The organism is Streptomyces sp., assembly GCF_036566765.1.
Classification (GTDB): Bacteria; Actinomycetota; Actinomycetes; order Streptomycetales; family Streptomycetaceae; genus Streptomyces.
Map to the genome: position 1 here is coordinate 52,580 of NZ_DATCVQ010000709.1, position 21,960 is coordinate 74,539.

The following is a 21,960-nucleotide window of genomic DNA, read 5'->3' on the forward strand; positions in this document are numbered from 1 at the left end:
CGCCCGATCACCAGGCGAGGTCCGGGCGCACCGAAGATGAACTCCGGGTGCGTCGCAGCGGCCTCGGTGGCCTCAGCGGCCTCTGCGGTCGATGTGCTGCGCGACCGGCCGTGTCGGGTCAGCTTCGCCTTCTGCCGATGGCGTAGGCGAGGCCCCAGGCCGCTGCCGCGGCGACCACGAGGCCCAACAGGGAGAGCAATTCCGTACCGCTCTGGCTGCCCCACCACGCCTTGGCCGGGAAGAAGGGGTCGGCTGTCAACATGTCGCCGACGAAGGCGGGCGTTTCGCGCTCGGCGATCACGAGCGGAATCGCGTTGGTGTAGCCGAAGAAGGCGCCGAGCGGGGCGACGATCGCCGCGGCGATCCGGGCGCCGTTGCTGCTGCGGCCCACCAGGCCGACCAGGGCGCCGACAGTCACTCCGTTGAGCAGGGCATGGAGTATGTAAAGGGTGTGCGACTGGCTCTCCGACTGGTCCTTGTACGTGGCCAGGGTGATGCCGGTGTAGAGCAGAGAGACGACGAACGAGGCGAGAAGCCCGAGAAAGACCGCCCCGACCGGGTGGCCGGGCTTCGGCCGCTGTCCGGCGGGCGCGGGGTGGGGGTACGGCTGGCCGGGTTGCTGCATCGGCCAACCCGGCTGGCCCGGCGCCTGCCCCGGCATGGGCGGCGGGGCGCCGTACCCCAAGGGCTGCTGGGATGCGGCGGGTTGGTTGTACGGGTTGTGCTGCGGCGGCTGATGCTGGCTCATGATCCCTCGCTGAACGAAGAAGGCAGGGGGAAGCAAGCTATCAACCAGGTCAGCAAGGCCGAGGAGGGCGGTCAGGCGTGGCTGACCGGAAGGACGTCCGGCGAGAGGGCGCTCGCGTGGGCCGAGGCCGAAGTCATCCGCTTGCGGTGGTGGCGGCGGCAGAGGACCTCGTAGCCGATCTCCTCCGCCGGGCGGTTGACGTCGCCGACCACGACCTGGGCGCCTTCCACGACCATTTCGCCGCCCACCGTACGGGCGTTGTGCGTGGCGCGGGCGCCGCACCAGCACAGGGCCTCGACCTGGAGCTGTTCCAGGCGGTCCGCCAGCTCGATCAACCGCTGCGAGCCCGGGAAGAGTTTGGTGCGGAAATCCGTGGTGATGCCGAAGGCGAAGACGTCGAGGCCGAGGTCGTCCACGATCCGGGCCAGCTGGTCGATCTGGGCAGGGGCCAGGAACTGCGCCTCGTCCACGATCACGTAGTCCGCCTTGCCGCCCTTGGACAGCTGCTCGACCAGGTACGCGTACAGGTCCATGCCCTCCGGCGCCTCGACCGCCTCCGTCACCAGGCCCAGGCGGGAGGACAGCTTGCCCTCCCCCGCCCGGTCGTCACGGGTGAAGATCACGCCCTGGAGCCCCCGCGCATCGCGGTTGTGGGCGATCTGGAGAGCCAGAGTGCTCTTTCCGCAGTCCATCGTTCCGGAGAAGAACACCAATTCGGACATGGGGAGGTGACGGCCTTTCAGGTCTCGGGCAGCGCGGTGGAGGCGCTCCGCGGCGGGGTGGGGCGGACGCTCAGGAGCGGACTTCGAGGAGGGGGACGAGCTGCTCGGCCGGGGTCATCGAGCCGTGCATCCCGACCATGGCCGACTCGTTCGGCTCGTTGACGGAGGCGGTGATCACGACGTCGTCGTGGGCGGCCGCGACCACGTCGCCGATCCTGCCGAGCACGCGCTCGTCGCAGCTGCCGGGCGGACCGAACCAGCCCGCGGCCAGCGCCTCCTCCCGGCTCGCCACCCAGAACTGCTCGCCGAGCACCTCGCGCCAGCAGGTCAGTACGTCGGCCTCGGCGCCCGGTACCGCGTAGACGTGGCGGGCCCGGCCCTCGCCGCCCAGCAGGGCGACTCCGGCGCGCAGCTCCCAGTCCTCGTCGAAGTCGATGCGGTGCTGCTCGTCGAAGGGGATGTCGACCATGCCGTGGTCGGCGGTGACGTACAGCGCGGAACGCGGCGGGAGCTGCTCGGCGAGCCGCTGCACGAGCCGGTCGACGAACATCAGCTGGCCGCGCCAGGCGTCGGAGTCCACGCCGAAGCGATGCCCGGCGCCGTCGAGTTCGCTGTAGTACGTGTAGACCAGCGAGCGGTCGCCGGCGGCGAGCTGCTCGGCGGCGGTGTCCATGCGCTCCTCGCCGGAGAGCCGTCCGAAAAACGTTCCGCCGCTCAGCGCGACCTTGGTGAGCGGGGTGTCCTGGAAGGCCGGTGCGGAGACCTGCGCGGTGCGCACGCCGGCCTCGTGGGCGAGCTGGAAGACGGTCGGGTACGGCTGCCAGACACGCGGCGAGGTCCACGGCTTCCAGCGGAGCTGGTTCATCAGCTCGCCGGTCTCGGGGTTGCGGACGGTGTAGCCGGGCAGGCCGTGCGCCGCGGGGACCTGTCCGGTGCCGACCGAGGCGAGCGAGGTCGCGGTGGTCGCGGGGAAGCCGGCCGTGACCGGGCGGCCGGTGCCGCCACGCGAGCTGCCGAGCAGCGAGGTCAGGTACGGGGCCTCGTCGGGATGCGCCTTGATCTGCTCCCAGCCGAGGCCGTCGATCAGAAAGACACAGGTGCGGTCCGCCGGGGCGAGTTCGGCGATGCGCGGCTCGAACCCGGGCACGCCCTGGCCGGCGACGAGCGTGGGCAGCAGGTCGGCGAGGGAGCCGGTGCCGTACTCGGGCACGGGTGCGGTGTCGAGCGCGAGGGGCGCGGGCTCGTCGGGCCAGCCGGAGGCGACCGTCGTCGGCTGGACCATCAGCGGGTCGCCGCGGTGGCTTCGGACAGCGACTGCGCGAACGCGAGCGTCTGAGCCACGGTGTCCGGGCCGTCGCCGGCCTCGCTGACCCGCAGGCTCAGGTCGTCGGCGGTGGCGTTGCCGGTGTAGCCGTGGTCGGCGTCGCAGTTCGGGTCGCCGCAGGCGGCGGGCTCCAGGTCGATCCGGGAGACGGCGCCCCAGCCGATGGTCAGGACGACCTCGCGGGGCAGGCTGCCGGGCTTGTACGACTCGGGGTTCGCGACGACGCGGCTGACCACGACCGACGCGATCCGGTCCAGCTTGACGGACTCGGTGGAGGTGGTGGCGTACGGCGTCGGCGAGCTGGTGTCGGCGGCCTGCTCGTCGGTGTGGCTCACGATGAAACGGTTGGCCGTCAGGACGAGGACCGTGACATGGCGGCGGACCTCGTTCGCGTCGAAGGTGGTCTCCTGGTGCACCACGTACGACGCGATCGCCTCGCCGCCGACGGCGGCCTCCACCGCCTCGGCCACGAGGGCCGGGTAATAGCCGCTGCGCTCGATCGCCGCGCGCAGCCCCTGGGTCGTCGTACCGGTCTTCGCCATGGACTCCATCCTAATCCGTCGCAAGGGGCGATTCGGCGGCCTCGGAGCGGGCCGGCCGATGCGCCCGCGGGCGGGGCGTCAGTAGCTCGGGAGGGTGCGCGGGCCGAGGTCGGTGCGGGCGGGGGGCGGGGCGAGGCGGACGGTCGCGCCGAGGACACAGACGCCGCGCGATGCGACGACGACGGGTTCGAGGGAGACCGCGACGACCTCGGGGTGCTCGTCGACCAGCCGGGACAGGCGCAGCAGCAGCTCCTCCAGGGCCGGGGTGTCGACGGGGGCCGAGCCGCGCCAGCCGAACAGGAGCGGGGCGGTCCGGATGGACCGTACGAGCTCGGCGGCGTCGCGGTCGGTCGCCGGGACGAGCCGGTGGGAGGTGTCGCCGAGCAGTTCGGAGGCGGCGCCGGCGAGTCCGAAGGAGAGCACGGCGCCGACGGCCGGGTCGATGGCGGCGCGGACGACGGTGTCGACGCCGCGCGGCACCATCGCCTGCACGACGGGCTGCAGTTCCTCCGGCTTGCCGAGCACGTCGGTGAGCTCGGCGTACGCGGCCCTCAGCTGGTCCTCGGCAGCCAGGTCGAGCCGTACCCCGCCGAGGTCGGGGCGGTGCCGCAGATGCGGGGCGGTCGTCTTGAGGGCGACGGGGTAGCCCAGCCGGGCCGCGGCGGCGACGGCGGCGTCCGGGGTGGGCGCGGGCAGGGTGGGCCGCACCTCGATCCCGTACCGCCCGAGCAGCTCGGTCACCTCGTCCACGCCGAGGGTCACGCCCTTCTCGTCCACGTCGTCGCCGAGCACCCGCTCGATGAGCGCGGCGGCCCCGCCCTCGTCGATGTCCTCGTACTCCGGCACCCGGCCCGGCTCCGCGGCCTGCCGCCGCCACTGCGCGTACCGCACCGCCTCCGCCAGCGCCCGCACGGCCCGCTCGGCGGCGGGGTAGGCGGGGATGTTGCCGGGGGTGGGGGGTTCGGTGGGGGTGGGGGTGGCAGGGGGAGCGGAGGTCGGTCCGGTGGGTGGGGGGCCTGCCGGTACGGACCCGGCCCGCCCGGCTTCCGCGGCCGCACCGGCCTCCGGCTCCGCCGGGCGCGCCTGGGTACGGGACGCCGCGCCCGGGGCCGTGCTCGTCGCCGCTGACAGGGCCTCCGCCAGGGCGCCCATCTCCACGTGGACGACGACGACCGGCTTCGCCGGGGCGGCGGCCGTGGCCACGGCGGTGCGCAGGGCGGCGGCCAGGACCTCGCCCTCGCCGGACTCGGTGTCCCCGTTCTCCCCGACCCAGGGGATCGCCGTGACCACCACCGCGTCGGACAGCGGGTCCGCGAGCGCCTTGCCCAGCGCGACCCGGAAGTCGTCCGGCGTCGCCGACGTCGTCAGGTCCAGCGGCCGGAGCGGACGCAGGCCCTCCGTCAGGCACGCGTCGTACGTGAGCAGCCCGAGGGACTCGGAGTTCCCCAGGATGGCCACCCGCGGCCCGACCGGCAGCGGCTGGCCCGCGAGCAGCAGCCCCGCGTCCACCATCTCGGTCACCGTGTCGACCCGGATCACGCCGGCCTGCCGCAGCAGCGCGGAGACCGTCGCGTGCGGGATCCGGGTGGCCGGCACCCGGTGCCCGAGCGGCGCGCTTCCGGTGTGCCGCGCGCCCTTGACCACCACGACCGGCTTGACCGCCGCCGTCCGCCGGGCAAGGCGGGTGAACTTCCGCGGGTTCCCCATCGACTCCAGGTACAGCAGGACGACGTCCGTCTCGGGGTCGTCGTACCAGTGCTGGAGGAAGTCGTTGCCGGACACGTCTGCTCGGTTGCCGGCCGAGATGAACGAGGAGAGCCCCGCGCCGCGCCGGTGCAGACCGGCCAGCAGCGCGATGCCGATCGCGCCGGACTGGGTGAACAGCCCGATCCGCCCCGCCGCCGGCGGTTGCGGCGCGAGCGAGGCGTTCAGCCGGACGTCCGCCGCGGTGTTGATGATCCCGAACGCGTTCGGCCCGATGATCCGCATCCCGTACGAGCGGGCCTGCCGCACCAGTTCGCGCTGCCGCCGCCCGCCCTCCGCGTCGCCGCTCTCCGCGTACCCCGCGGAGAGCACGACGAGGCCCTGCACCCCGTGCTCGCCGCAGTCGGCGACGGCCTCCGGCACCCGCTCGGCGGGGACGGCGACGACCGCCAGGTCCACCGGCTCGCCGATGTCGCCGACCGACCGGAACGCGGGCACGCCCTCCAGCTCGGCCCGGCCACCCTCCGGCAGCGCGTTGTTGACCGCGTACACCGGCCCGGTGAAGCCCGCGTCGAGCAGGTTCCGCAGCACCGCGCGGCCGACCCCACCGGGCGTGCGGCCCACGCCGATCACCGCGACCGAGCCGGGGGCGAGCAGCCGCTGCACGGAACGCGCCTCGGCGCGCTGCTCCCGGGCGCGCTGCACGGCGAGCGAGCGGTCGGTGGGCTCCAGGTCGAGATGGAGCCGGACCGACCCGTCCTCGAAGCTCCGCTTCTGCGTGTAGCCGGCGTCCGTGAAGACCTTGATCATCTTGTTGTTGGCCGGCAGCACTTCCGCCGCGAACCGCCGGATGTCCCGCTCCCGCGCCACCGCCGCGATGTGTTCGAGCAGTGCGGACGCGACGCCGCGCCCCTGGTGGGCGTCCTGCACCAGGAAGGCGACCTCGGCCTCGTCGGCGGGCGCGGGGGCCGGCCGCCCGTCGTCGTCGATGCGGTCGTACCGGACCGTGGCGATGAACTCCCCGCCGACGGTGGCCGCGAGCCCGACCCGGTCCACGTAGTCGTGATGGGTGAAGCGGTGGACGTCCTTGGCGGAGAGCCGCGGGTACGGCGCGAAGAAGCGGTAGTACTTCGACTCGTCCGACACCTGCTCGTAGAAGCTGACCAGCCGGTCGGCGTCGTCGACGGTGATCGGCCTGATCCGCGCGGTGCCGCCGTCGCGCAGCACGACGTCGGCCTCCCAGTGGTCGGGGTACGCGTGTTCCGACGACGTCTGCATGTCGCAAAGCCTACGGCCGGGACACGGCGCGAGCACCGGTCGCGCACCCGGTCGGCCGCGGGCAGGGTAGGGAGGACCGGAGGGCCCGGCGACACGGGGACGAGGGTCGGCACGAGCACCTCGCGAGCCGTGAGAGACTGGTCTAGACAACTCCCTGAGACTCGAAGGGCAACACCATGGCAGAGCGCCGAGTCAACGTCGGCTGGGCCGAGGGCCTGCACGCCCGCCCCGCCTCCATCTTCGTCCGCGCCACAACGGCCTCCGGCGTTCCGGTGACGATCGCCAAGGCCGACGGCAACCCGGTCAACGCCGCCTCGATGCTCGCGGTCCTCGGCCTGGGCGCGCAGGGCGGCGAGGAGATCGTGCTCGCGTCGGACGCGGACGGCGCCGAGGTCGCCCTGGACCGCCTGGCGAAGCTGGTCGCCGAGGGCCTCGACGAGCTGCCCGAGACCGTCTGAGTCACCTCGGGCCCGGCGCCCGAGACCGTCTGATTCACCTCGGGCCCGCGCCCGAGACCGTCTGATCACCTCGGGCCCGCGCCCGACACCGTCTGATCACCTCGGGCCCGCGCCCGACATCGAGAGCCGCCCCGCCGTGGAATTCCGGCGGGGCGGCTCTCGTATTCCGGGAAGAGCGAATTCATCCCTGCAGGCGTTCAGGCGCCACAATCGGGCAGCACGAATTCAGGCCGACGGAAATTCCGCCGTCCCGAATACCACGTCTTTGTATACAGCCCGCCTGTTAATGAGCGGAGCCCGCCGTGTTTACTGCATGTTGCGAAGTCCTCACACGGTCCCGATCGGGGTGCCGTAGCCGGTGCAGCGACAGGGTGCGCTCGGCGTGCAGCGCGGTGAGCGAACGGGCCCGTTCCGCGTCGCTGCGCGCCACCGCGTCCACGATCGCTCCGTGCTCCGCCCAGGTCTCCACCGGCCGGCTGGAGGTCTCCACGACGTACATCCAGGCGATCTTGTGCCGCAGCTGGGTGAGCAGCGAGGTGAGCGCGGGGCTGCCCGAGGCCTGCGCGAGGGTCTCGTGGAACCAGCCGCCGAGCGAGCGCAGGTCCTCGCCCTGGCCCCGCCGGGCCCGCTCCTGACCCAGCCGGACCAGGCCGCGCAGCACCTTGAGGTGCGCCTCGGTGCGCCGGTGGGCGGCCCGCGCGGCGCCCAACGGCTCCAGCAGGGCGCGGACGTCCAGCAGGTCGGCGGCCTCCTGCTCGGTCGGTTCGGCGACATGCGCGCCCGCGTGCCGGCGGCTCACCACGAAACCCTCGGACTCCAGGGTGCGCAGCGCCTCGCGGACCGGGACGCGGGAGACTCCGTACCGCTGGGCGAGCTGCTCCTCGGTCAGCCGGCTGCCCCGCTCGAAGACCCCGGAGACGATGTCGTCCCGGATCGCCGTGCACACCGAATGCGCGGGAATGCGCATGTCCGACCTCCGCCTTAATCTGCGTGAAACCCATCCGACGGGTCTTTGTTCGCCGACTCTTCGGTGACTCTATTGCAGCGGAGCGATATTTCCGACGGCTACCTGTTAACCATGGATCTCTTTTGGCCGCCAAAAAGCCCCGACTCCGTACGAGCCGGGGCTTTTCTCCGTGGCGGGGAGGATCCGAGGATCAGACGTTCACGCCGCGGGCGCGCAGGTACGCGACCGGGTTGATGTCGGAGCCGTAGTCGGGGCTGGTGCGGGCCTCGAAGTGGAGGTGCGGGCCGGTCGAGTTGCCGGTCGAGCCGGAGACGCCTATCTGCTGGCCCGGCATGACGGACTGGCCGACCGAGACGCTGATCGCGGACAGGTGGCCGTACTGGGTGTACGTGCCGTCGTTCATCCGGATCACGATGTTGTTGCCGTACGCGCCGCCCCAGCCGGCCTCGACGACGGTGCCGGCGCCGACGGCGACGACCGTGCTGCCCGAGGGAGCGCGGAAGTCGATGCCGGAGTGGCTGCCGGAGGACCAGAGCGCGCCGCCGGCCTTGTAGCCGGTGGTGACGTGCGAGCCGGCGACGGGCAGCCGGAAGGAGTTGAGGCGCTTGCGCTCGGCCTCGCGGGCGGCACGCTCCCTCTCCTCGCGGATCTTCTTGGCGCGGGCCTCGGCCTTGCGCTTCGCCTCGGCCTCGGCCTTCGCCTTGGCGGCGGCCTCGAAGGCCTCCTGCTCCTGGGCGGCGGCCTGAGCGTTGATCCTGTCCGCGAGCGAGTCCACGCTGATGGCCTGGGTCAGGCCTGTGTCGTCGAGGGCGCGGGCTTCCGTGTCGGCGGCGAGCGCCGGGGAGGCGAGGGTTCCGATGACGCCGGTGGTGGCGAGGGTCGCGACGCCGGCGATGCCCGCGCTGCGGCGCGCCAGACGGCTCGGACCACGATGCTTCCCGGTGGCACGGGTGAACGCCATGTAGTGGCTGATCCTTTCCTTCCTTCTCGCCTACCGGGTTAGCTGACGGGTTCGGAGCAGGAAGGTCTCCTACGGGCCCCTCCGCCTGGCGGCGAAGGCGTCCGATTCACCCCAGGGACTGAGTGGGTCCCCGGCTCCCCAGGCTCGCGCCTTCGGGGACTCGGCGATGACTGTCCGTTGCCGCGAATGCGGCGTGTGCAACCGACGAACAGCCGGATCGACGCTAAACGGACCATCTTTCAATCGCCAAACAGACACGCCCGTTTGTAGCGCATCCCACAGGGCATAGGCTCGCGTTCTCCAATCAACCGGACAAAGGGGAGGACCCCGACGTATCGTGACGTCGGGGTCCTCGCGGGGCCTCTCGTGGCCTCTGGCTCGGTTCAATCAGCCCGTCACGACGGTGACTTCGCCGATGCCGAGCGCGCGCACCGGCTCCTCGATCTCGGCGGCGTCGCCGACGAGGACGGTCACCAGCCGGTCCACCGGGAAGGCGTTGACGACGGCCGCCGTCGCCTCGACCGTGCCCGTCTCGGCGAGACGCGCGTACAACTGCGCCTGGAAATCGTCCGGAAGGTGCTGCTCGACCTGGTCGGCGAGGGTGCCGGCGACCGAGGCCGCGGTCTCGTACTTGAGCGGCGCGACGCCCACCAGGTTCTGCACGGCCACATCGCGCTCGGCGTCCGTCAGACCGTCGGCCGCGAGGGTGCGCAGCACCTTCCACAGGTCGTCAAGTGCCGGGCCGGTGTTGGGGGTGTCGATCGAGCCGCTGATGGCGAGCATCGACGCGCCGTGCCCCTGGCCGTCCGAGCGGAGCACCTGGCCGAAGGCCCGGACACCGTAGGTGTATCCCTTCTCCTCGCGCAGCACGCGGTCGAGCCGGGAGGTGAGGGTGCCGCCGAGGCAGTACGTGCCGAGCACCTGGGCCGGCCACACGCGGTCGTGTCGGTCGGCGCCGACGCGGCCGATCAGCAGCTGGGTCTGGACCGCACCGGGGCGGTCGACGATGACCACGCGGCCCGTGTCGTCGGCCGTGATCGGCGGGACCGGACGCGGCTCGGCCGTGTCGCCGCTCCAGTCGCCGATGGTGTCGGCCAGCACGGCGTCCAGGTCGACGCCGGTGAGGTCGCCGACGACCACGGCGGTGGCCGTGGCGGGCCGGATGTGCGCCTCGTAGAAGGCGCGCACGGCCGCCGCGTCGATCGCGGCCACGGTCTCCTCGGTGCCCTGGCGCGGCCGCGACATGCGCGAACTGGCCGGGAACAGCTCCTTGGAGAGCTGCTTGGCCGCGCGGCGGGCCGGGTTGGCCGTCTCGTGCGGGATCTCGTCGAGCCGGTTGCGCACCAGGCGCTCGATCTCGGTGTCGACGAACGCGGGCGCGCGCAGCGCCTCGGAGAGCAGGCCCAGCGCCTTCGGCAGCCGGGAGACCGGGACCTCCAGGGAGACCCGTACGCCCGGGTGGTCGGCGTGCGCGTCCAGCGTGGCGCCGCAGCGCTCCAGCTCGGCGGCGAACTCCTCGGCGGAGTGCTTGTCGGTGCCCTCGGACAGCGCTCGCGCCATGATCGTGGCGACGCCGTCCAGGCCCGCCGGCTCGGCCTCCAGCGGGGCGTCGAGGAAGATCTCGACGGCCACCACCTGCTGGCCGGGGCGGTGACAGCGCAGCACCGTCAGCCCGTTGTCGAGCGCGCCGCGCTCGGGGGCCGGGAAGGCCCACGGGCGGGCGGCGCCCGGCTGCGGCTGCGGGTGGAACTCCATGCTCGTCAAAGACGCGGCAGCGTCGCTCACTGGTCGGCTCCCTCTTCCTCGTCGCTGTCGCTCTGTCCGTCGCCCTGGCCGGCGGTGACCGGCTCGTACACCAGCACCGCACGGTTGTCGGGGCGCAGCTTGGCCGCGGCGACCGCCTGCACCTCCTCGGCGGTGATGTCCAGGACCCGGTTCACGGCGGTCAGCGCCAGCTGCGGGTCGCCGAACAGCACCGCGAACCGGCACAGTTCGTCGGCGCGGCCGGCGACCGTGCCGAGCCGGTCCAGCCACTCGCGCTCCAACTGCGCCTGGGCGCGCTCCATCTCCTCGGGCGTCGGGCCCTCGGCGGCGAACCGGGCCAGCTCCTCGTCGACGGCCGACTCGATCAGCGGCACCTCGACGCCGCCGGAGGTCTTCACGTCCAGCCAGCCGAGCGAGGGCGCGCCGGCCAGCCGCAGCAGGCCGAAGCCGGCCGCGACGGCCGTGCGGTCGCGGCGGACCAGCCGGTTGTGCAGCCGGGAGGACTCGCCGCCGCCGAGGACGGTCAGGGCCAGGTCGGCCGCGTCGCACTCACGGGTGCCGTCGTGCGGCAGGCGGTACGCGGCCATCAGCGCGCGGGCGGGCACCTCCTCCTCGACGACCTCGCGCAGCTGCTCGCCGATCGTCTCCGGGAGCGTCCCGTCGCGCGGCGGCTGCTTGCCGTCGTGCGAGGGGATGGAGCCGAAGTACTTCTCGATCCAGGCGAGGGTCTGCGCGGGGTCGATGTCGCCGACGACCGACAGCACCGCGTTGTTCGGCGCGTAGTAGGTGCGGAAGAAGTTCCGGGCGTCCTCGAGGGTGGCGGCGTCCAGGTCGGCCATGGAGCCGATCGGGGTGTGGTGGTACGGGTGGCCCTCGGGGTAGGCGAGCGCGGTGAGCTTCTCGAAGGCGGTGCCGTACGGCACGTTGTCGTAGCGCTGGCGGCGCTCGTTCTTGACGACGTCGCGCTGGTTCTCCATGGACTCGTCGTCCAGGGCCGCCAGCAGCGAGCCCATGCGGTCGGCCTCCAGCCACAGCGCCAGCTCCAGCTGGTGCGTGGGCATGGTCTCGAAGTAGTTGGTGCGCTCGAAGCTCGTGGTGCCGTTGAGCGAGCCGCCGGCGCCCTGCACCAGCTCGAAGTGCCCGTTGCCCGAGACCTGCTTCGAGCCCTGGAACATCAGGTGCTCGAAGAGGTGCGCGAGGCCGGTGCGGCCCGGGACCTCGTGGCGCGAGCCGACGTCGTACCAGAGGCAGACCGCGGCGACCGGGGTCAGGTGGTCCTCGGAGAGCACCACGCGCAGGCCGTTGGCCAGCCGGTGCTCGGTTGCTGTCAGGCCGCCGGAGCCGGCCTGGGCTGTGGCCGTGTGACCCATGGGCATGTACGTCCCTTCGATCGCGATGTGGCAAAGTCCTGCCACTGTATGCAAGCGCACCGGCACCTCGCGAAGTTCCCGCCGCATCGGACTGTCCCTCTTCCGGGTCGCGGTCGGCACTGTCGGTGGGACGGTCCACAATGGTCCGCGTCAGATCAACCTTGTTGGTAAGGAGCCGCAGCCGCGATGGCCCGCCGCAGCACGAAGACACCGCCGCCGGAAGACGCGTTCGAGGAGAGGATCCTCGACATCGACGTCGTCGACGAGATGCAGGGCTCCTTCCTCGAGTACGCGTACTCGGTGATCTACTCGCGGGCCCTGCCCGACGCACGCGACGGCATGAAGCCGGTGCAGCGCCGCATCGTCTACCAGATGTCCGAGATGGGGCTGCGCCCCGACCGGGGGTACGTGAAGTGCGCCCGCGTCGTCGGCGAGGTCATGGGCAAGCTGCACCCACACGGCGACGCGTCGATCTACGACGCGCTGGTGCGCATGGCGCAGCCGTTCTCCATGCGACTCCCGCTGGTCGACGGTCACGGCAACTTCGGCTCGCTCGGCAACGACGACCCGCCGGCCGCGATGCGGTACACCGAGTCCAAGATGGCCGCCGCGGCGCTGATGATGACGGAGTCGATCGACGAGGACACCGTCGACTTCTCCCCGAACTACGACGGCCAGGAGCAGGAGCCGGTGACGCTGCCGGCGGCGTACCCGAACCTCCTGGTCAACGGCGCGTCCGGGATCGCCGTCGGCATGGCGACGAACATGCCGCCGCACAACCTGGGCGAGGTGATCGCCGCCGCCCGGCACCTGATCCGGTACCCGCACGCGGACCTCGAGGCGCTGATGCGCTTCGTGCCCGGCCCGGACCTGCCGACCGGCGGCCGGATCGTCGGCCTGTCCGGGATCAAGGACGCGTACGAGTCCGGCCGCGGCACCTTCAAGATCCGCGCCACGACGTCGATCGAGAACGTGACGCCGCGCCGCAAGGGCATCGTCGTCACGGAACTGCCGTTCACGGTCGGCCCGGAGAAGGTCGTCTCCAAGATCAAGGACCTGGTCGGCTCGAAGAAGCTCCAGGGCATCGCCGACGTCAAGGACCTCACCGACCGGGCCCACGGCCTGCGGCTGGTCATCGAGGTGAAGAACGGCTTCGTGCCCGAGGCGGTCCTGGAGCAGCTGTACAAGCTGACGCCCATGGAGGAGTCCTTCGGCATCAACAACGTGGCGCTGGTCGACGGCCAGCCGCTGACGCTGGGCCTGAAGGAGCTCCTGGAGGTCTACCTGGACCACCGCTTCGACGTGGTCCGGCGCCGCTCCGAGTTCCGCCGCGGCAAGAAGCGGGACCGGCTGCACCTGGTCCTGGGTCTGCTGGTCGCCCTGCTGGACATCGACGAGGTCATCCGGCTGATCCGGGAGAGCGACAACTCGGCGCAGGCGAAGGAGCGCCTGATGGAGCGCTTCTCGCTGAGCGAGATCCAGACGCAGTACATCCTGGACACCCCGCTGCGCCGGCTCACCAAGTTCGACCGCCTGGAGCTGGAGACCGAGCGCGACCGGCTCACCGGCGAGATCGACGAGCTGACGAAGATCCTGGAGTCGGACGCGGAGCTGCGCAAGCTGGTCTCGGCCGAACTGGCCGCGGTGGCGAAGAAGTTCGGCACCGACCGGCGCACGGTCCTCCTCGAGTCGGCTGGCGCGCCGGTCGCGGCGGTGGCCCTGCAGGTCGCGGACGACCCGTGCCGGGTGCTGCTCTCCTCCACCGGCCTGCTGGCCCGTACGGCGACGGCGGAGCTGTCGGCCGCCGAGGACGGCAAGCGGGCCAAGCACGACGTGATCGTCTCGGCGGTGCCGGCCACCCAGCGCGGCGACGTCGGCGCGGTGACCTCGGCCGGGCGGCTGCTGCGGCTGTCGGTGATCGACCTGCCGCAGCTCCCGGACACGGCGGCCGCGCCGAATCTCGCGGGCGGCGCGCCGATCGCGGAGTTCCTGTCCCTGGAGGCGGACGAGACGGTGGTCTGCCTGACCACCCTCGACGAGTCCTCGCCGGGCCTGGCGCTCGGCACGCTGCAGGGCGTGGTGAAGCGCGTCGTGCCGGACTATCCGGCCAACAAGGACGAGCTGGAGGTCATCACCCTCAAGGACGGTGACCGGATCGTCGGCGCGACCGAACTGCGCACCGGCGAGGAGGACCTGGTCTTCATCACCACCGACGCGCAGCTGCTGCGCTTCCAGGCCTCGCAGGTGCGGCCGCAGGGCCGCCCGGCGGGCGGCATGGCGGGCATCAAGCTCGCCGAGGGCGCGGAGGTCATCTCGTTCACCGCGGTGGACCCGGCGGCGGACGCGGTCGTGTTCACGGTCGCCGGCGCGACCGGCACCCTGGACGCCTCGTCCGCCACGTCGGCGAAGCTGACCCCGTTCGACCAGTACCCCCGCAAGGGCCGCGCCACCGGCGGCGTCCGCTGCCAGCGCTTCCTGAAGGGCGAGGACATCCTGCTCCTGGCCTGGGCCGGCGCAACCCCCGCCCACGCCGCCCAGCAGAACGGCACCCCGACGGACCTCCCGACCATCGACCCCCGCCGAGACGGCTCAGGCACCCCCTTGGCAAAGCCGGTGGCGGTACTGGCGGGCCCGGCGAGCTAGGGCCTCGCGGCCCCGGCCATGATCCGCCGGACAGGCCCTAGTCGGTCAGGACTCGGCCGGCTCGTCCTCGGTGCGAGGTGCGTAGCGCAGGACGCCCCACATGCTCTGTTCGTCGGGGGTGTCCTGCGGGCCGTTCTGTTCGCAGGCGGCCAGGGCCTTGCGGAGGGCTGCGGCGTCGATGTCGGAGCCGATGAGGACGAGCTGGGTGAGGCGTTCCTCGCCGGGCGGCCAAGGCTCGGGGTAGAAGCGCAGGAAGCGGCCGACCGCGTGCACGGTGTAGCGGTTGGCCGGGTCGGCGGCGCCGAAGTCGACGAAGCCCTTGATCCGGTAGAGGCCCTCGGGCCGGGAGTCGAGGAACGTCATGAGGCGGCGCGGGTGCACCGGGACGTCGGAGGCGTGCGAGAGCGTCTCGTAGGCGGCGTGCGGATGCGCGTGGGCGTCCTCGTCCGCGTACAGGATGTCCTCGATGGACATCTGCCCCTCGATCTCGCCCTCGGGCGCCACTCGGTCGAAGAGCAGCTCCGGGTCGAGCCGGCCGTACGCGGCGGTGATCACCGCCGCGCGCCCCGCGAGCCGGCCGACCGCCTCGCGCACGGCCGTCAGCTCCTCCTCGCCGACCCGGTCGGCCTTGTTGACGACGACGAGGTCGGCGATGGCCAGATGGCGGTCGGTCTCCGGGTGCCGGTCCCGGGTGGCGTCGAACTCGGCCGCGTCCACGACCTGCACCAGGCCGCCGTAGACGATCCGCTCGTTCTCGCTGGCCAGCACCATCCGGACCAGCTCCTGCGGCTCGGCGAGCCCGCTGGCCTCGATCACGATCACGTCGAGGCCGACCTCGGGGCGGGTGAGCACCTCCAGGTATGTATCGAGCTCGCTCGCGTCGACGGCACAGCACAGGCACCCGTTGCCGAGCGACACCGTGGAGCCGACCTGACCGGCCACGGTCATCGCGTCGATGCCGATGTCGCCGAAGTCGTTGACCATGACCCCGATGCGGGTGCCGCGGGAACTGCGCAGCAGATGGTTGAGCAGGGTGGTCTTGCCGGAGCCGAGGAATCCCGCGAGGACGATCACGGGAATCTGCTGCGTGCTCAAAGAGCTGCGCCTTTCGCTGGCTGGTGCGGTTCTCTGCCTGCCGAGGGCAGGCCCTGGGCAGGCCCTCCAGGATAGGCGGGGGCTCTGAAGGGCCGATCTTGTCCGAGATTTCCGGTCGCCCTCCCCTGGCCTTTACCGTTCCTCCCATGACCTCACCCGCCGCAGCTCCCCCGCCGCCCGCCGTCCGGCGGCGTCGGCTGGGCTGGCCGCGGCGGATGTTCTCGCAGGTCCTGCTCATGCAGCTGGCCATCGCCACCGGCGTCACCGTGCTGGCCACCGGGCTCTTCCTGGCCCCGCTGAGCGCCCAGCTCGACGACCAGGCCATGCGCCGCGCGCTCGCCATCGCCGAGACGACCGGGACGCCGCGCGTCGCGGCCGACGTGGTCGGCACGCCGCCCAGCGCAGCCGGGCCGGTGCAGGCCGAGGCCGAGCGGATCCGGCGGACCACCGGGGCCGAGTACGTGGTCGTGATGGACACCCGGGGCGTGCGCTGGTCGCACACCGACCCCGCCCAGATCGGCAGGGTCGTCTCCACCGACCCCAGCGCCGCGCTCGCGGGCCACGAGGTCATGGAGATCGACAGCGGCACCCTGGGCCGCTCCGCGCGCGGCAAGGCCCCGCTGAGGGACGGCGACGGGCGCATCGTGGGCGCCGTCTCCGTGGGCATCGAGTACGACAGCGTCCGCGACCGGCTGCTGGCCGCGATCCCCGGGCTGCTCGCGTACGCCGGCGGCGCCCTGGCCGTCGGCGCGCTCGCCGCGTACCTGATCTCCCGCCGCCTCCAGCGCCAGACCCGCGACCTGGCCTTCTCCGACATCGCCGCGCTGCTCGCCGAGCGTGAGGCGATGCTGCACGGCATCCGCGAGGGCGTCGTCGCGCTCGACCGGGCCGGCCGCGTCCGGCTGATCAACGACGAGGCGCAGCGGCTCCTCGGCGTGGGCCCCGAAGCGGCCGGGCGGCCGCTGGACGAGGTGCTGGGCGCGGGCCGCACCACCGACGTGCTGGCAGGCCGGGTCACCGGCGAGGACCTGGTGACCGTGCGCGGGCATCGCGTGCTCATCGCCAACCGGATGCCCACCGACGACGGCGGCGCGGTCGCCACCCTGCGCGACCGCACCGAGCTGGAGCAGCTCGGCCGCGAGCTGGACTCCACGCGTGGCCTCATCGACGCCCTGCGCGCCCAGGACCACGAGCACGCCAACCGCCTGCACACCCTGCTCGGGCTGCTGGAGCTGGAGATGCACGACGAGGCCGTCGAGTTCGTCACCGAGGTCGTCGGCGTGCACCGGGCCACCGCCGAGCAGGTGACCGAGAAGGTCCACGACCCGCTGGTCGCCGCTCTCCTGGTCGGCAAGGCCACCGTGGCCGCCGAGCGGGGCGTCTCGCTCCGGATCGCCCCCGGCAGCCTGCTGCCGGACCGCGTGGTCGACCCGCGCGAGCTGGTCACCGTGGTCGGCAACCTCGTCGACAACGCCCTGGATGCGGCCGCCGGCACCGCTGACGCCCGGATCGAGGTCGCGCTGCACGCGGAGGGCCGCACGGCGGTGCTGCGGGTGACCGACAGCGGCCCGGGCGTCCCGGAGGCGCGCCGGGAGCTGATCTTCACCGAGGGCTGGACGACCAAGGAGCTGCCGTCGCACGGCAAACGCGGGCTGGGACTGCCCCTGGTGCGCCGGCTCGCCGAGCGTCAGGGCGGCAGCGCCCGGGTCGGCGCGGCGGCGGACGGCGGGGCCGAGTTCACCGTCGTACTGCCGGAGGCCCTGACGGACGCGCCGGAAGACCGGCCCGGCGCCGACGAGGGCGCCGACGGGAGCGCCGCGGGCACGGGCCCGTTCCCCAGTCCCGCCGCCGCGACCGAGGAGTCCCGGTGATCGAGGTCCTGGTCGTGGACGACGATGTGCGCGTCGCGCAGATCAACGCCGCGTACGTCGGCAAGGTTCCCGGCTTCCACGTCGCCGGGACCGCCCACTCCGCCGCCGAGGCCCTCGCCCGCCTCGACGACACCGCCGTGGACCTGATCCTCCTCGACCACTACCTGCCGGACGGGAACGGCCTCGGCGTCGTCCGCGAACTGCGACGGCACGGCCGCCACACCGACGTGATCATGGTGACCGCGGCCCGCGACGTGGCGACCGTCCAGGCGGCGATGCGTCACGGCGCGCTGCAGTACCTGGTCAAGCCGTTCACCTTCGCCGGCCTGCGCGCCAAGCTGGAGGCGTACGCGGGGCTGCGCCGCACCCTCGACGGCGGCGGCGAGGCGGAGCAGGCCGAGGTCGACCGGATCTTCGGGGCACTGTCCGCCGGGGCGACCGCCCCCGAGCTGCCCAAGGGACATTCGCCGACGACCGCCGAACTGGTCCGGCAGGTCCTGCTGTCCGCCGACGGGGCGCTGTCCACGCAGGACATCGCGGAGCGGGCGGGTGTGAGTCGGCAGACCGCCCAGCGCTATCTCAAGCTCCTGGAACGCTCGGGCCGGGTGCGGCTGTCGCTCAAGTACGGCGAGACGGGCCGGCCCGAGCACCGGTACGTCTGGGTCTCGTCCGTCTGAGCCTCGTCCGTCTGAGAAGCCGCCCCCAGCGACCCGCCCCCCCCCGGCCGTCACACCGCGCCCGCCCCCGTGAGCGCCCTGACCTCGGTCTCCGCGTGCTTCGCCGCGTCCGGGGCCTCGGTCGAGGTGACGGTGCCGATCCACCCGGCCAGGAAGCCCAGTGGGATGGAGACGACTCCGGGGTTCTGCAACGGGAAGACGTGGAAGTCCACGCCGGGGAACAGCGCCTCGGGGCTGCCGGAGACGACCGGCGAGAGCACCACGAGCAGGACGGCCGGGATCAGTCCGCCGTACACCGACCAGACCGCGCCGCGCGTGGTGAAGTTCCGCCAGAACAGCGAGTACAGCAGCACCGGCAGGTTTGAGGACGCGGCCACCGCAAAGGCGAGGCCGACCAGGAACGCCACGTTCAGGTCGCGGGCGAGCAGGCCGAGGCCGATCGCGGCCACACCGATCCCGACGGCGGCGGCCCGGGCGACCGCGACCTCGCTGTACGGCTTCGCCCCGGCGCGACGGCTGCGCAGCGAGGCGTACAGGTCGTGGGCGACGGAGGCGGACGAGGCGAGGGTGATGCCCGCGACGACGGCGAGGATCGTGGCGAAGGCGATGGCGGCGACGATCGCGAAGAGGACGGTGCCGCCGCTTGTTCCCGCGCCGCCGCCGAGGTCGAGGGCGAGCAGCGGCACGGCGGTGTTGCCCGCGGCGTTGGACGCGCGGACGGCGTCCGGGCCGATGATCGCGGCCGCGCCGAAGCCGAGGACGATCGTCATCAGGTAGAAGCCGCCGATCAGGCCGATCGACCAGACGACCGAGCGGCGGGCCGCCGCCGCGGTCGGCACGGTGTAGAAGCGGGACAGGATGTGCGGCAGACCGGCGGTGCCGAGGACGAGCGCCAGTCCGAGGCTGATGAAGTCAAGGCGCGCGGTCCAGTCCCCGCCGTAGCGCAGGCCGGGCCCGAGGAAATCCGTCCCGTGGCCGCTACGTTCGGCGGCGGTGGTGAGCAGCCGGCCGAAGTCGCCGTCGAAGCGCACCAGGACGAGCACAGTGAGTGCGATCGCGCCCGCCATGAGCAGCACGGCCTTGACGATCTGGATCCAGGTGGTGGCGCGCATCCCGCCCAGGGACACGTAGATCACCATCAGCGCGCCGACGCCGATCACGGTCCACGAGCGGGCGGCGCCGCTGGTTCCGCCGAGCAGCAGGGCCACCAGGCTGCCCGCGCCGACCATCTGCGCCACCAGGTAGAGCACGGAGACGGTGACGGAGGACGTGCCGGCCGCGATGCGCACGGGGCGTTCGGCCATGCGGGCGGCGACGACGTCGGCGAGGGTGAACCGGCCGCAGTTGCGGACGAGTTCGGCGACGAGGAGCAGCACGACCAGCCAGGCGACCAGGAAGCCGACGGAGTAGAGCATGCCGTCGTAGCCGAAGAGGGCGATCAGTCCGGAGATGCCGAGGAAGGACGCGGCGGACATGTAGTCGCCGGCGATGGCGAATCCGTTCTCCATGGGCGAGAACAGCCGGCCGCCGGCGTAGAACTCCTCCGCCGAGCCGCGCCGGTTCCGGCTCACCCAGGTGGTGATCGCCAGGGTGACCGCGACGAACGCGCTGAACAGCACCAGCGCCAGGGCCTGATGGTCGCTGCTCACTGCGCCGTCCCCTGTGCCGGAGTTGCCGACTGTGCCGGAGTTCCCGACGTCGCCCCTCGTGCCGCTCCTCGGGTCATCTCCTGGGTGTCCCAGCGCAGTTCGAGCGCCGCCGGGTCCCGGCGCAGCCGGGCGTGCCGGGCGTACGCCCAGGTCAGCAGGAAGGTGCTGAGGAACTGGCCGAGTCCGGCGACCATCGCCACGTTCACGGCCCCGGCCACGGGCCGGGCCATCAGCTCCGGCGCCACGGTCGCCGCGACGAGGTAGACGAGGTACCAGAGCAGGAAGGCGACGGCCGCCGGGAAGACGAACCGCCGGTAGCGGCCGCGCACTTCCTGGAAGGCGGCGCTGCGCTGCACCTCCAGGTAGATGTCGGCGGCGGTGTGGGCCTCCTGGCCCGGCACGCGACCGGGCGGTCCGGTGGCCGGGTCGGCAGCGGCCGTGGCGGCCGGCTCTCCCCATCCGGACGCGAGCGCGTCGTACCAGGGGTCGTCGATCCGCCCCGCCGGGGCGCTCGGCCCTTCCTGCTTCTCCACCCGTGAACTCTCCTTGTCAGCGAACCGTTTCGGCCGCGTGCCCAAGGATGGACAGAGCGGGAAGATCCAGGACTCTTCTCCCCGGTCACTTCACCCCATCAGGTGATGGAACTCCCGGGTGGCCTGACAAGGCCGTGCTGATACGCGTACCGGGCCGCCCGCGCCCGTTCGCACACCCCGGTCTTGGCGAAGAGTTTGTTGATGTGGGTCTTCACGGTGACCGTGGAAATGCGCAGCTGCCCGGCGATCTCCTGGTTGGAGAGCCCGTCCCGGGCCATGGAGCGGGCCGCCACCACCCGTTGGAGGATCACCTCGCGGTCCGCGCCGGCCTCGATCTGGAGCCGTGCGGCCTCCAGATGGCCAGCAGGCCCAGCGAGGGCAGCAGGCGATGGCCGAGGGTGGTGCGGTGGAAGAGGGCGGCGGCCGTCGCGCACACGGCGAGGCCGAGCGGCGGCAGCACCCCGTACGCGCCGGGGAACGCCCCGGAGAGGTACGCGCTGATCAGCGTCCAGGCGGCGAGCCCGGTGACCAGCACGCAGTCCAGGACGTCACGCCCCCGGGGCACGCCGACCCGGCTCAGCGCCTCGCGCGTCGGCCAGACGAACCGCCGGCCGGCGGCTGCGATCTCCCCCATCCCGGTCCCCCTCCGTCGCCTCGATGCTACGGCGGGAGGGGGACACAGTGATCGCCCTGTGGATGGAGCCGGAGGCTCCACCCCCGGGTGGAGGAGCGGCGGCGGCCGGACGCGTGGGTCCCGCGGCCGCCGGACTCAGGCGTCGATGCGCGAGCGGTCCAGGGTCGCCGCGGAGCTGGTGATGAACTCCTTGCGGGGCGCGACGTCGTTGCCCATGAGCAGGTCGAAGACCTGCTCGGACGCCTCCAGGTCGCCGATGTTGATCCGGCGCAGGGTGCGGTGCCGGGGGTCCATCGTGGTCTCCGCCAGCTGGTCCGCGTCCATCTCGCCGAGACCCTTGTAGCGCTGGATCGCGTCCTTGTAGCGGACGCCCTTGCGCTGGAACTCCAGCAGGGTCTGCCGCAGCTCGTTGTCCGAGTACGTGTAGACGTACTTGTCCTGGCCCTTCTTGGGCTGGACCAGCTCGATGCGGTGCAGCGGCGGGACGGCCGCGAAGACGCGTCCGGCCTCGACCATCGGCCGCATGTAGCGCTGGAACAGGGTGAGCAGCAGGCAGCGGATGTGCGCGCCGTCGACGTCGGCGTCGACGAGCAGGACGATCTTGCCGTAGCGGGCCGCGTCGATGTCGAAGGTGCGGCCCGAGCCGGCTCCTATGACCTGGATGATCGCGCCGCACTCGGCGTTCTTCAGCATGTCCGAGACGGACGACTTCTGGACGTTGAGGATCTTGCCGCGGATCGGCAGCAGCGCCTGGAACTCGGAGTTCCGGGCGAGCTTGGCGGTGCCGAGCGCGGAGTCTCCCTCGACGATGAACAGCTCGCTGCGGTCGACGTCGTCGCTGCGGCAGTCGGCGAGCTTGGCGGGCAGCGACGAGGTCTCCAGGGCCGTCTTCCGGCGCTGCGCGTCCTTGTGCTGGCGGGCCGCGATACGCGTGCGTGCGGCAGCGACCGCCTTCTCCATGACGACCCGGGCCTGCGCCGCCGCGTCCCGCTTCGTGGACGTCAGAAACGCCTTGAGCTC

The 21,960-nt window shown here is 72.4% G+C and carries 18 protein-coding genes, 1 pseudogene and 1 riboswitch; of the genes and pseudogenes, 4 read left to right on the forward strand and 15 right to left on the reverse strand.

Features of this window, described 5'->3' with window-relative positions; all coding sequences use genetic code 11:
* Positions 1-118: 118 nt before the first annotated feature.
* The 5 genes from VIU94_RS41120 to VIU94_RS41140 form a co-directional block, all read right to left on the reverse strand.
* Positions 119-748, reverse strand: coding sequence for a hypothetical protein (locus tag VIU94_RS41120; protein ID WP_331920170.1), 630 nt, complete (start codon positions 746-748; stop codon positions 119-121).
* Positions 749-819: 71 nt separating this feature from the next.
* Positions 820-1,470, reverse strand: coding sequence for a thymidine kinase (locus VIU94_RS41125; RefSeq protein WP_331920172.1), 651 nt, complete (start codon positions 1,468-1,470; stop codon positions 820-822).
* A gap of 70 nt (positions 1,471-1,540) precedes the next feature.
* Positions 1,541-2,752 (reverse strand): alkaline phosphatase family protein, encoded by a 1,212-nt coding sequence (locus tag VIU94_RS41130; RefSeq protein ID WP_331920174.1) that lies wholly within the window; start codon positions 2,750-2,752, stop codon positions 1,541-1,543.
* A complete protein-coding gene (locus tag VIU94_RS41135) occupies positions 2,752-3,336 on the reverse strand; it encodes a DUF5998 family protein (protein WP_331920176.1) in 585 nt (194 codons plus the stop codon). Before VIU94_RS41135 ends, VIU94_RS41130 begins: the two co-directional genes overlap by 1 nt.
* 78 nt (positions 3,337-3,414) lie before the next feature.
* Positions 3,415-6,318 (reverse strand): bifunctional acetate--CoA ligase family protein/GNAT family N-acetyltransferase, encoded by a 2,904-nt coding sequence (locus VIU94_RS41140; protein WP_331920178.1) that lies wholly within the window; start codon positions 6,316-6,318, stop codon positions 3,415-3,417.
* Between the two features lie 176 nt (positions 6,319-6,494).
* Between VIU94_RS41140 and VIU94_RS41145 the strand changes: the two genes are divergently transcribed.
* The gene (locus tag VIU94_RS41145) at positions 6,495-6,776 is read left to right on the forward strand and encodes an HPr family phosphocarrier protein (RefSeq protein ID WP_331920180.1); all 282 of its coding nucleotides are present in this window, start codon (positions 6,495-6,497) and stop codon (positions 6,774-6,776) included.
* Positions 6,777-7,059: 283 nt separating this feature from the next.
* On the opposite strand, the gene VIU94_RS41150 is transcribed toward VIU94_RS41145, so the two are convergent.
* From VIU94_RS41150 to VIU94_RS41165, 4 genes are all read right to left on the reverse strand, one after another.
* Positions 7,060-7,743: a GntR family transcriptional regulator gene (locus tag VIU94_RS41150; protein ID WP_331920182.1), complete on the reverse strand. Its 684-nt coding sequence runs from the start codon at positions 7,741-7,743 to the stop codon at positions 7,060-7,062.
* 190 nt (positions 7,744-7,933) lie between these two features.
* Positions 7,934-8,704: a M23 family metallopeptidase gene (locus VIU94_RS41155; RefSeq protein ID WP_331920184.1), complete on the reverse strand. Its 771-nt coding sequence runs from the start codon at positions 8,702-8,704 to the stop codon at positions 7,934-7,936.
* Between the two features lie 13 nt (positions 8,705-8,717).
* Positions 8,718-8,880: riboswitch (cyclic di-AMP (ydaO/yuaA leader) on the reverse strand.
* A gap of 211 nt (positions 8,881-9,091) precedes the next feature.
* Complete coding sequence (locus VIU94_RS41160; RefSeq protein ID WP_331920213.1) at positions 9,092-10,459, reverse strand: M16 family metallopeptidase; 1,368 nt, start codon at positions 10,457-10,459, stop codon at positions 9,092-9,094.
* A 26-nt stretch (positions 10,460-10,485) separates the two neighbouring features.
* On the reverse strand, positions 10,486-11,844 hold the full coding sequence (locus tag VIU94_RS41165; protein ID WP_331920186.1) for a M16 family metallopeptidase: 1,359 nt from the start codon (positions 11,842-11,844) through the stop codon (positions 10,486-10,488).
* A 180-nt stretch (positions 11,845-12,024) separates the two neighbouring features.
* Here VIU94_RS41165 and VIU94_RS41170 point away from each other — a divergent pair, with 180 nt between their 5' ends.
* A complete protein-coding gene (locus tag VIU94_RS41170; protein ID WP_331920188.1) occupies positions 12,025-14,481 on the forward strand; it encodes a DNA gyrase/topoisomerase IV subunit A in 2,457 nt (818 codons plus the stop codon).
* Positions 14,482-14,526: 45 nt separating this feature from the next.
* Here VIU94_RS41170 and VIU94_RS41175 read toward each other — a convergent pair whose 3' ends face one another.
* Positions 14,527-15,576, reverse strand: coding sequence for a CobW family GTP-binding protein (locus VIU94_RS41175; protein WP_331920190.1), 1,050 nt, complete (start codon positions 15,574-15,576; stop codon positions 14,527-14,529).
* Between the two features lie 146 nt (positions 15,577-15,722).
* Here VIU94_RS41175 and VIU94_RS41180 point away from each other — a divergent pair, with 146 nt between their 5' ends.
* Together VIU94_RS41180 and VIU94_RS41185 are read left to right on the forward strand one after the other, a co-directional pair.
* Positions 15,723-17,447, forward strand: coding sequence for a sensor histidine kinase (locus VIU94_RS41180; protein ID WP_331920192.1), 1,725 nt, complete (start codon positions 15,723-15,725; stop codon positions 17,445-17,447).
* A complete protein-coding gene (locus VIU94_RS41185) occupies positions 17,444-18,124 on the forward strand; it encodes a response regulator (RefSeq protein WP_331920194.1) in 681 nt (226 codons plus the stop codon). The genes VIU94_RS41180 and VIU94_RS41185 overlap by 4 nt, the downstream gene beginning before the upstream one ends.
* A gap of 50 nt (positions 18,125-18,174) precedes the next feature.
* Here VIU94_RS41185 and VIU94_RS41190 read toward each other — a convergent pair whose 3' ends face one another.
* The 5 genes and pseudogenes from VIU94_RS41190 to VIU94_RS41210 all read right to left on the reverse strand — a co-directional run.
* Positions 18,175-19,773, reverse strand: a complete 1,599-nt coding sequence (locus tag VIU94_RS41190; protein ID WP_331920196.1) for a monocarboxylic acid transporter — start codon at positions 19,771-19,773, stop codon at positions 18,175-18,177.
* Positions 19,770-20,306, reverse strand: a complete 537-nt coding sequence (locus tag VIU94_RS41195; protein WP_331920198.1) for a DUF485 domain-containing protein — start codon at positions 20,304-20,306, stop codon at positions 19,770-19,772. Before VIU94_RS41195 ends, VIU94_RS41190 begins: the two co-directional genes overlap by 4 nt.
* A gap of 98 nt (positions 20,307-20,404) precedes the next feature.
* Positions 20,405-20,575: pseudogene (locus VIU94_RS41200) on the reverse strand (response regulator transcription factor); the annotation flags it as partial.
* 38 nt (positions 20,576-20,613) lie between these two features.
* Positions 20,614-20,940, reverse strand: a complete 327-nt coding sequence (locus VIU94_RS41205; RefSeq protein ID WP_331920200.1) for a hypothetical protein — start codon at positions 20,938-20,940, stop codon at positions 20,614-20,616.
* A 135-nt stretch (positions 20,941-21,075) separates the two neighbouring features.
* Positions 21,076-21,960 (reverse strand): toprim domain-containing protein (locus tag VIU94_RS41210; protein WP_331920202.1); only part of this gene is annotated, 885 nt, incomplete at its 5' end.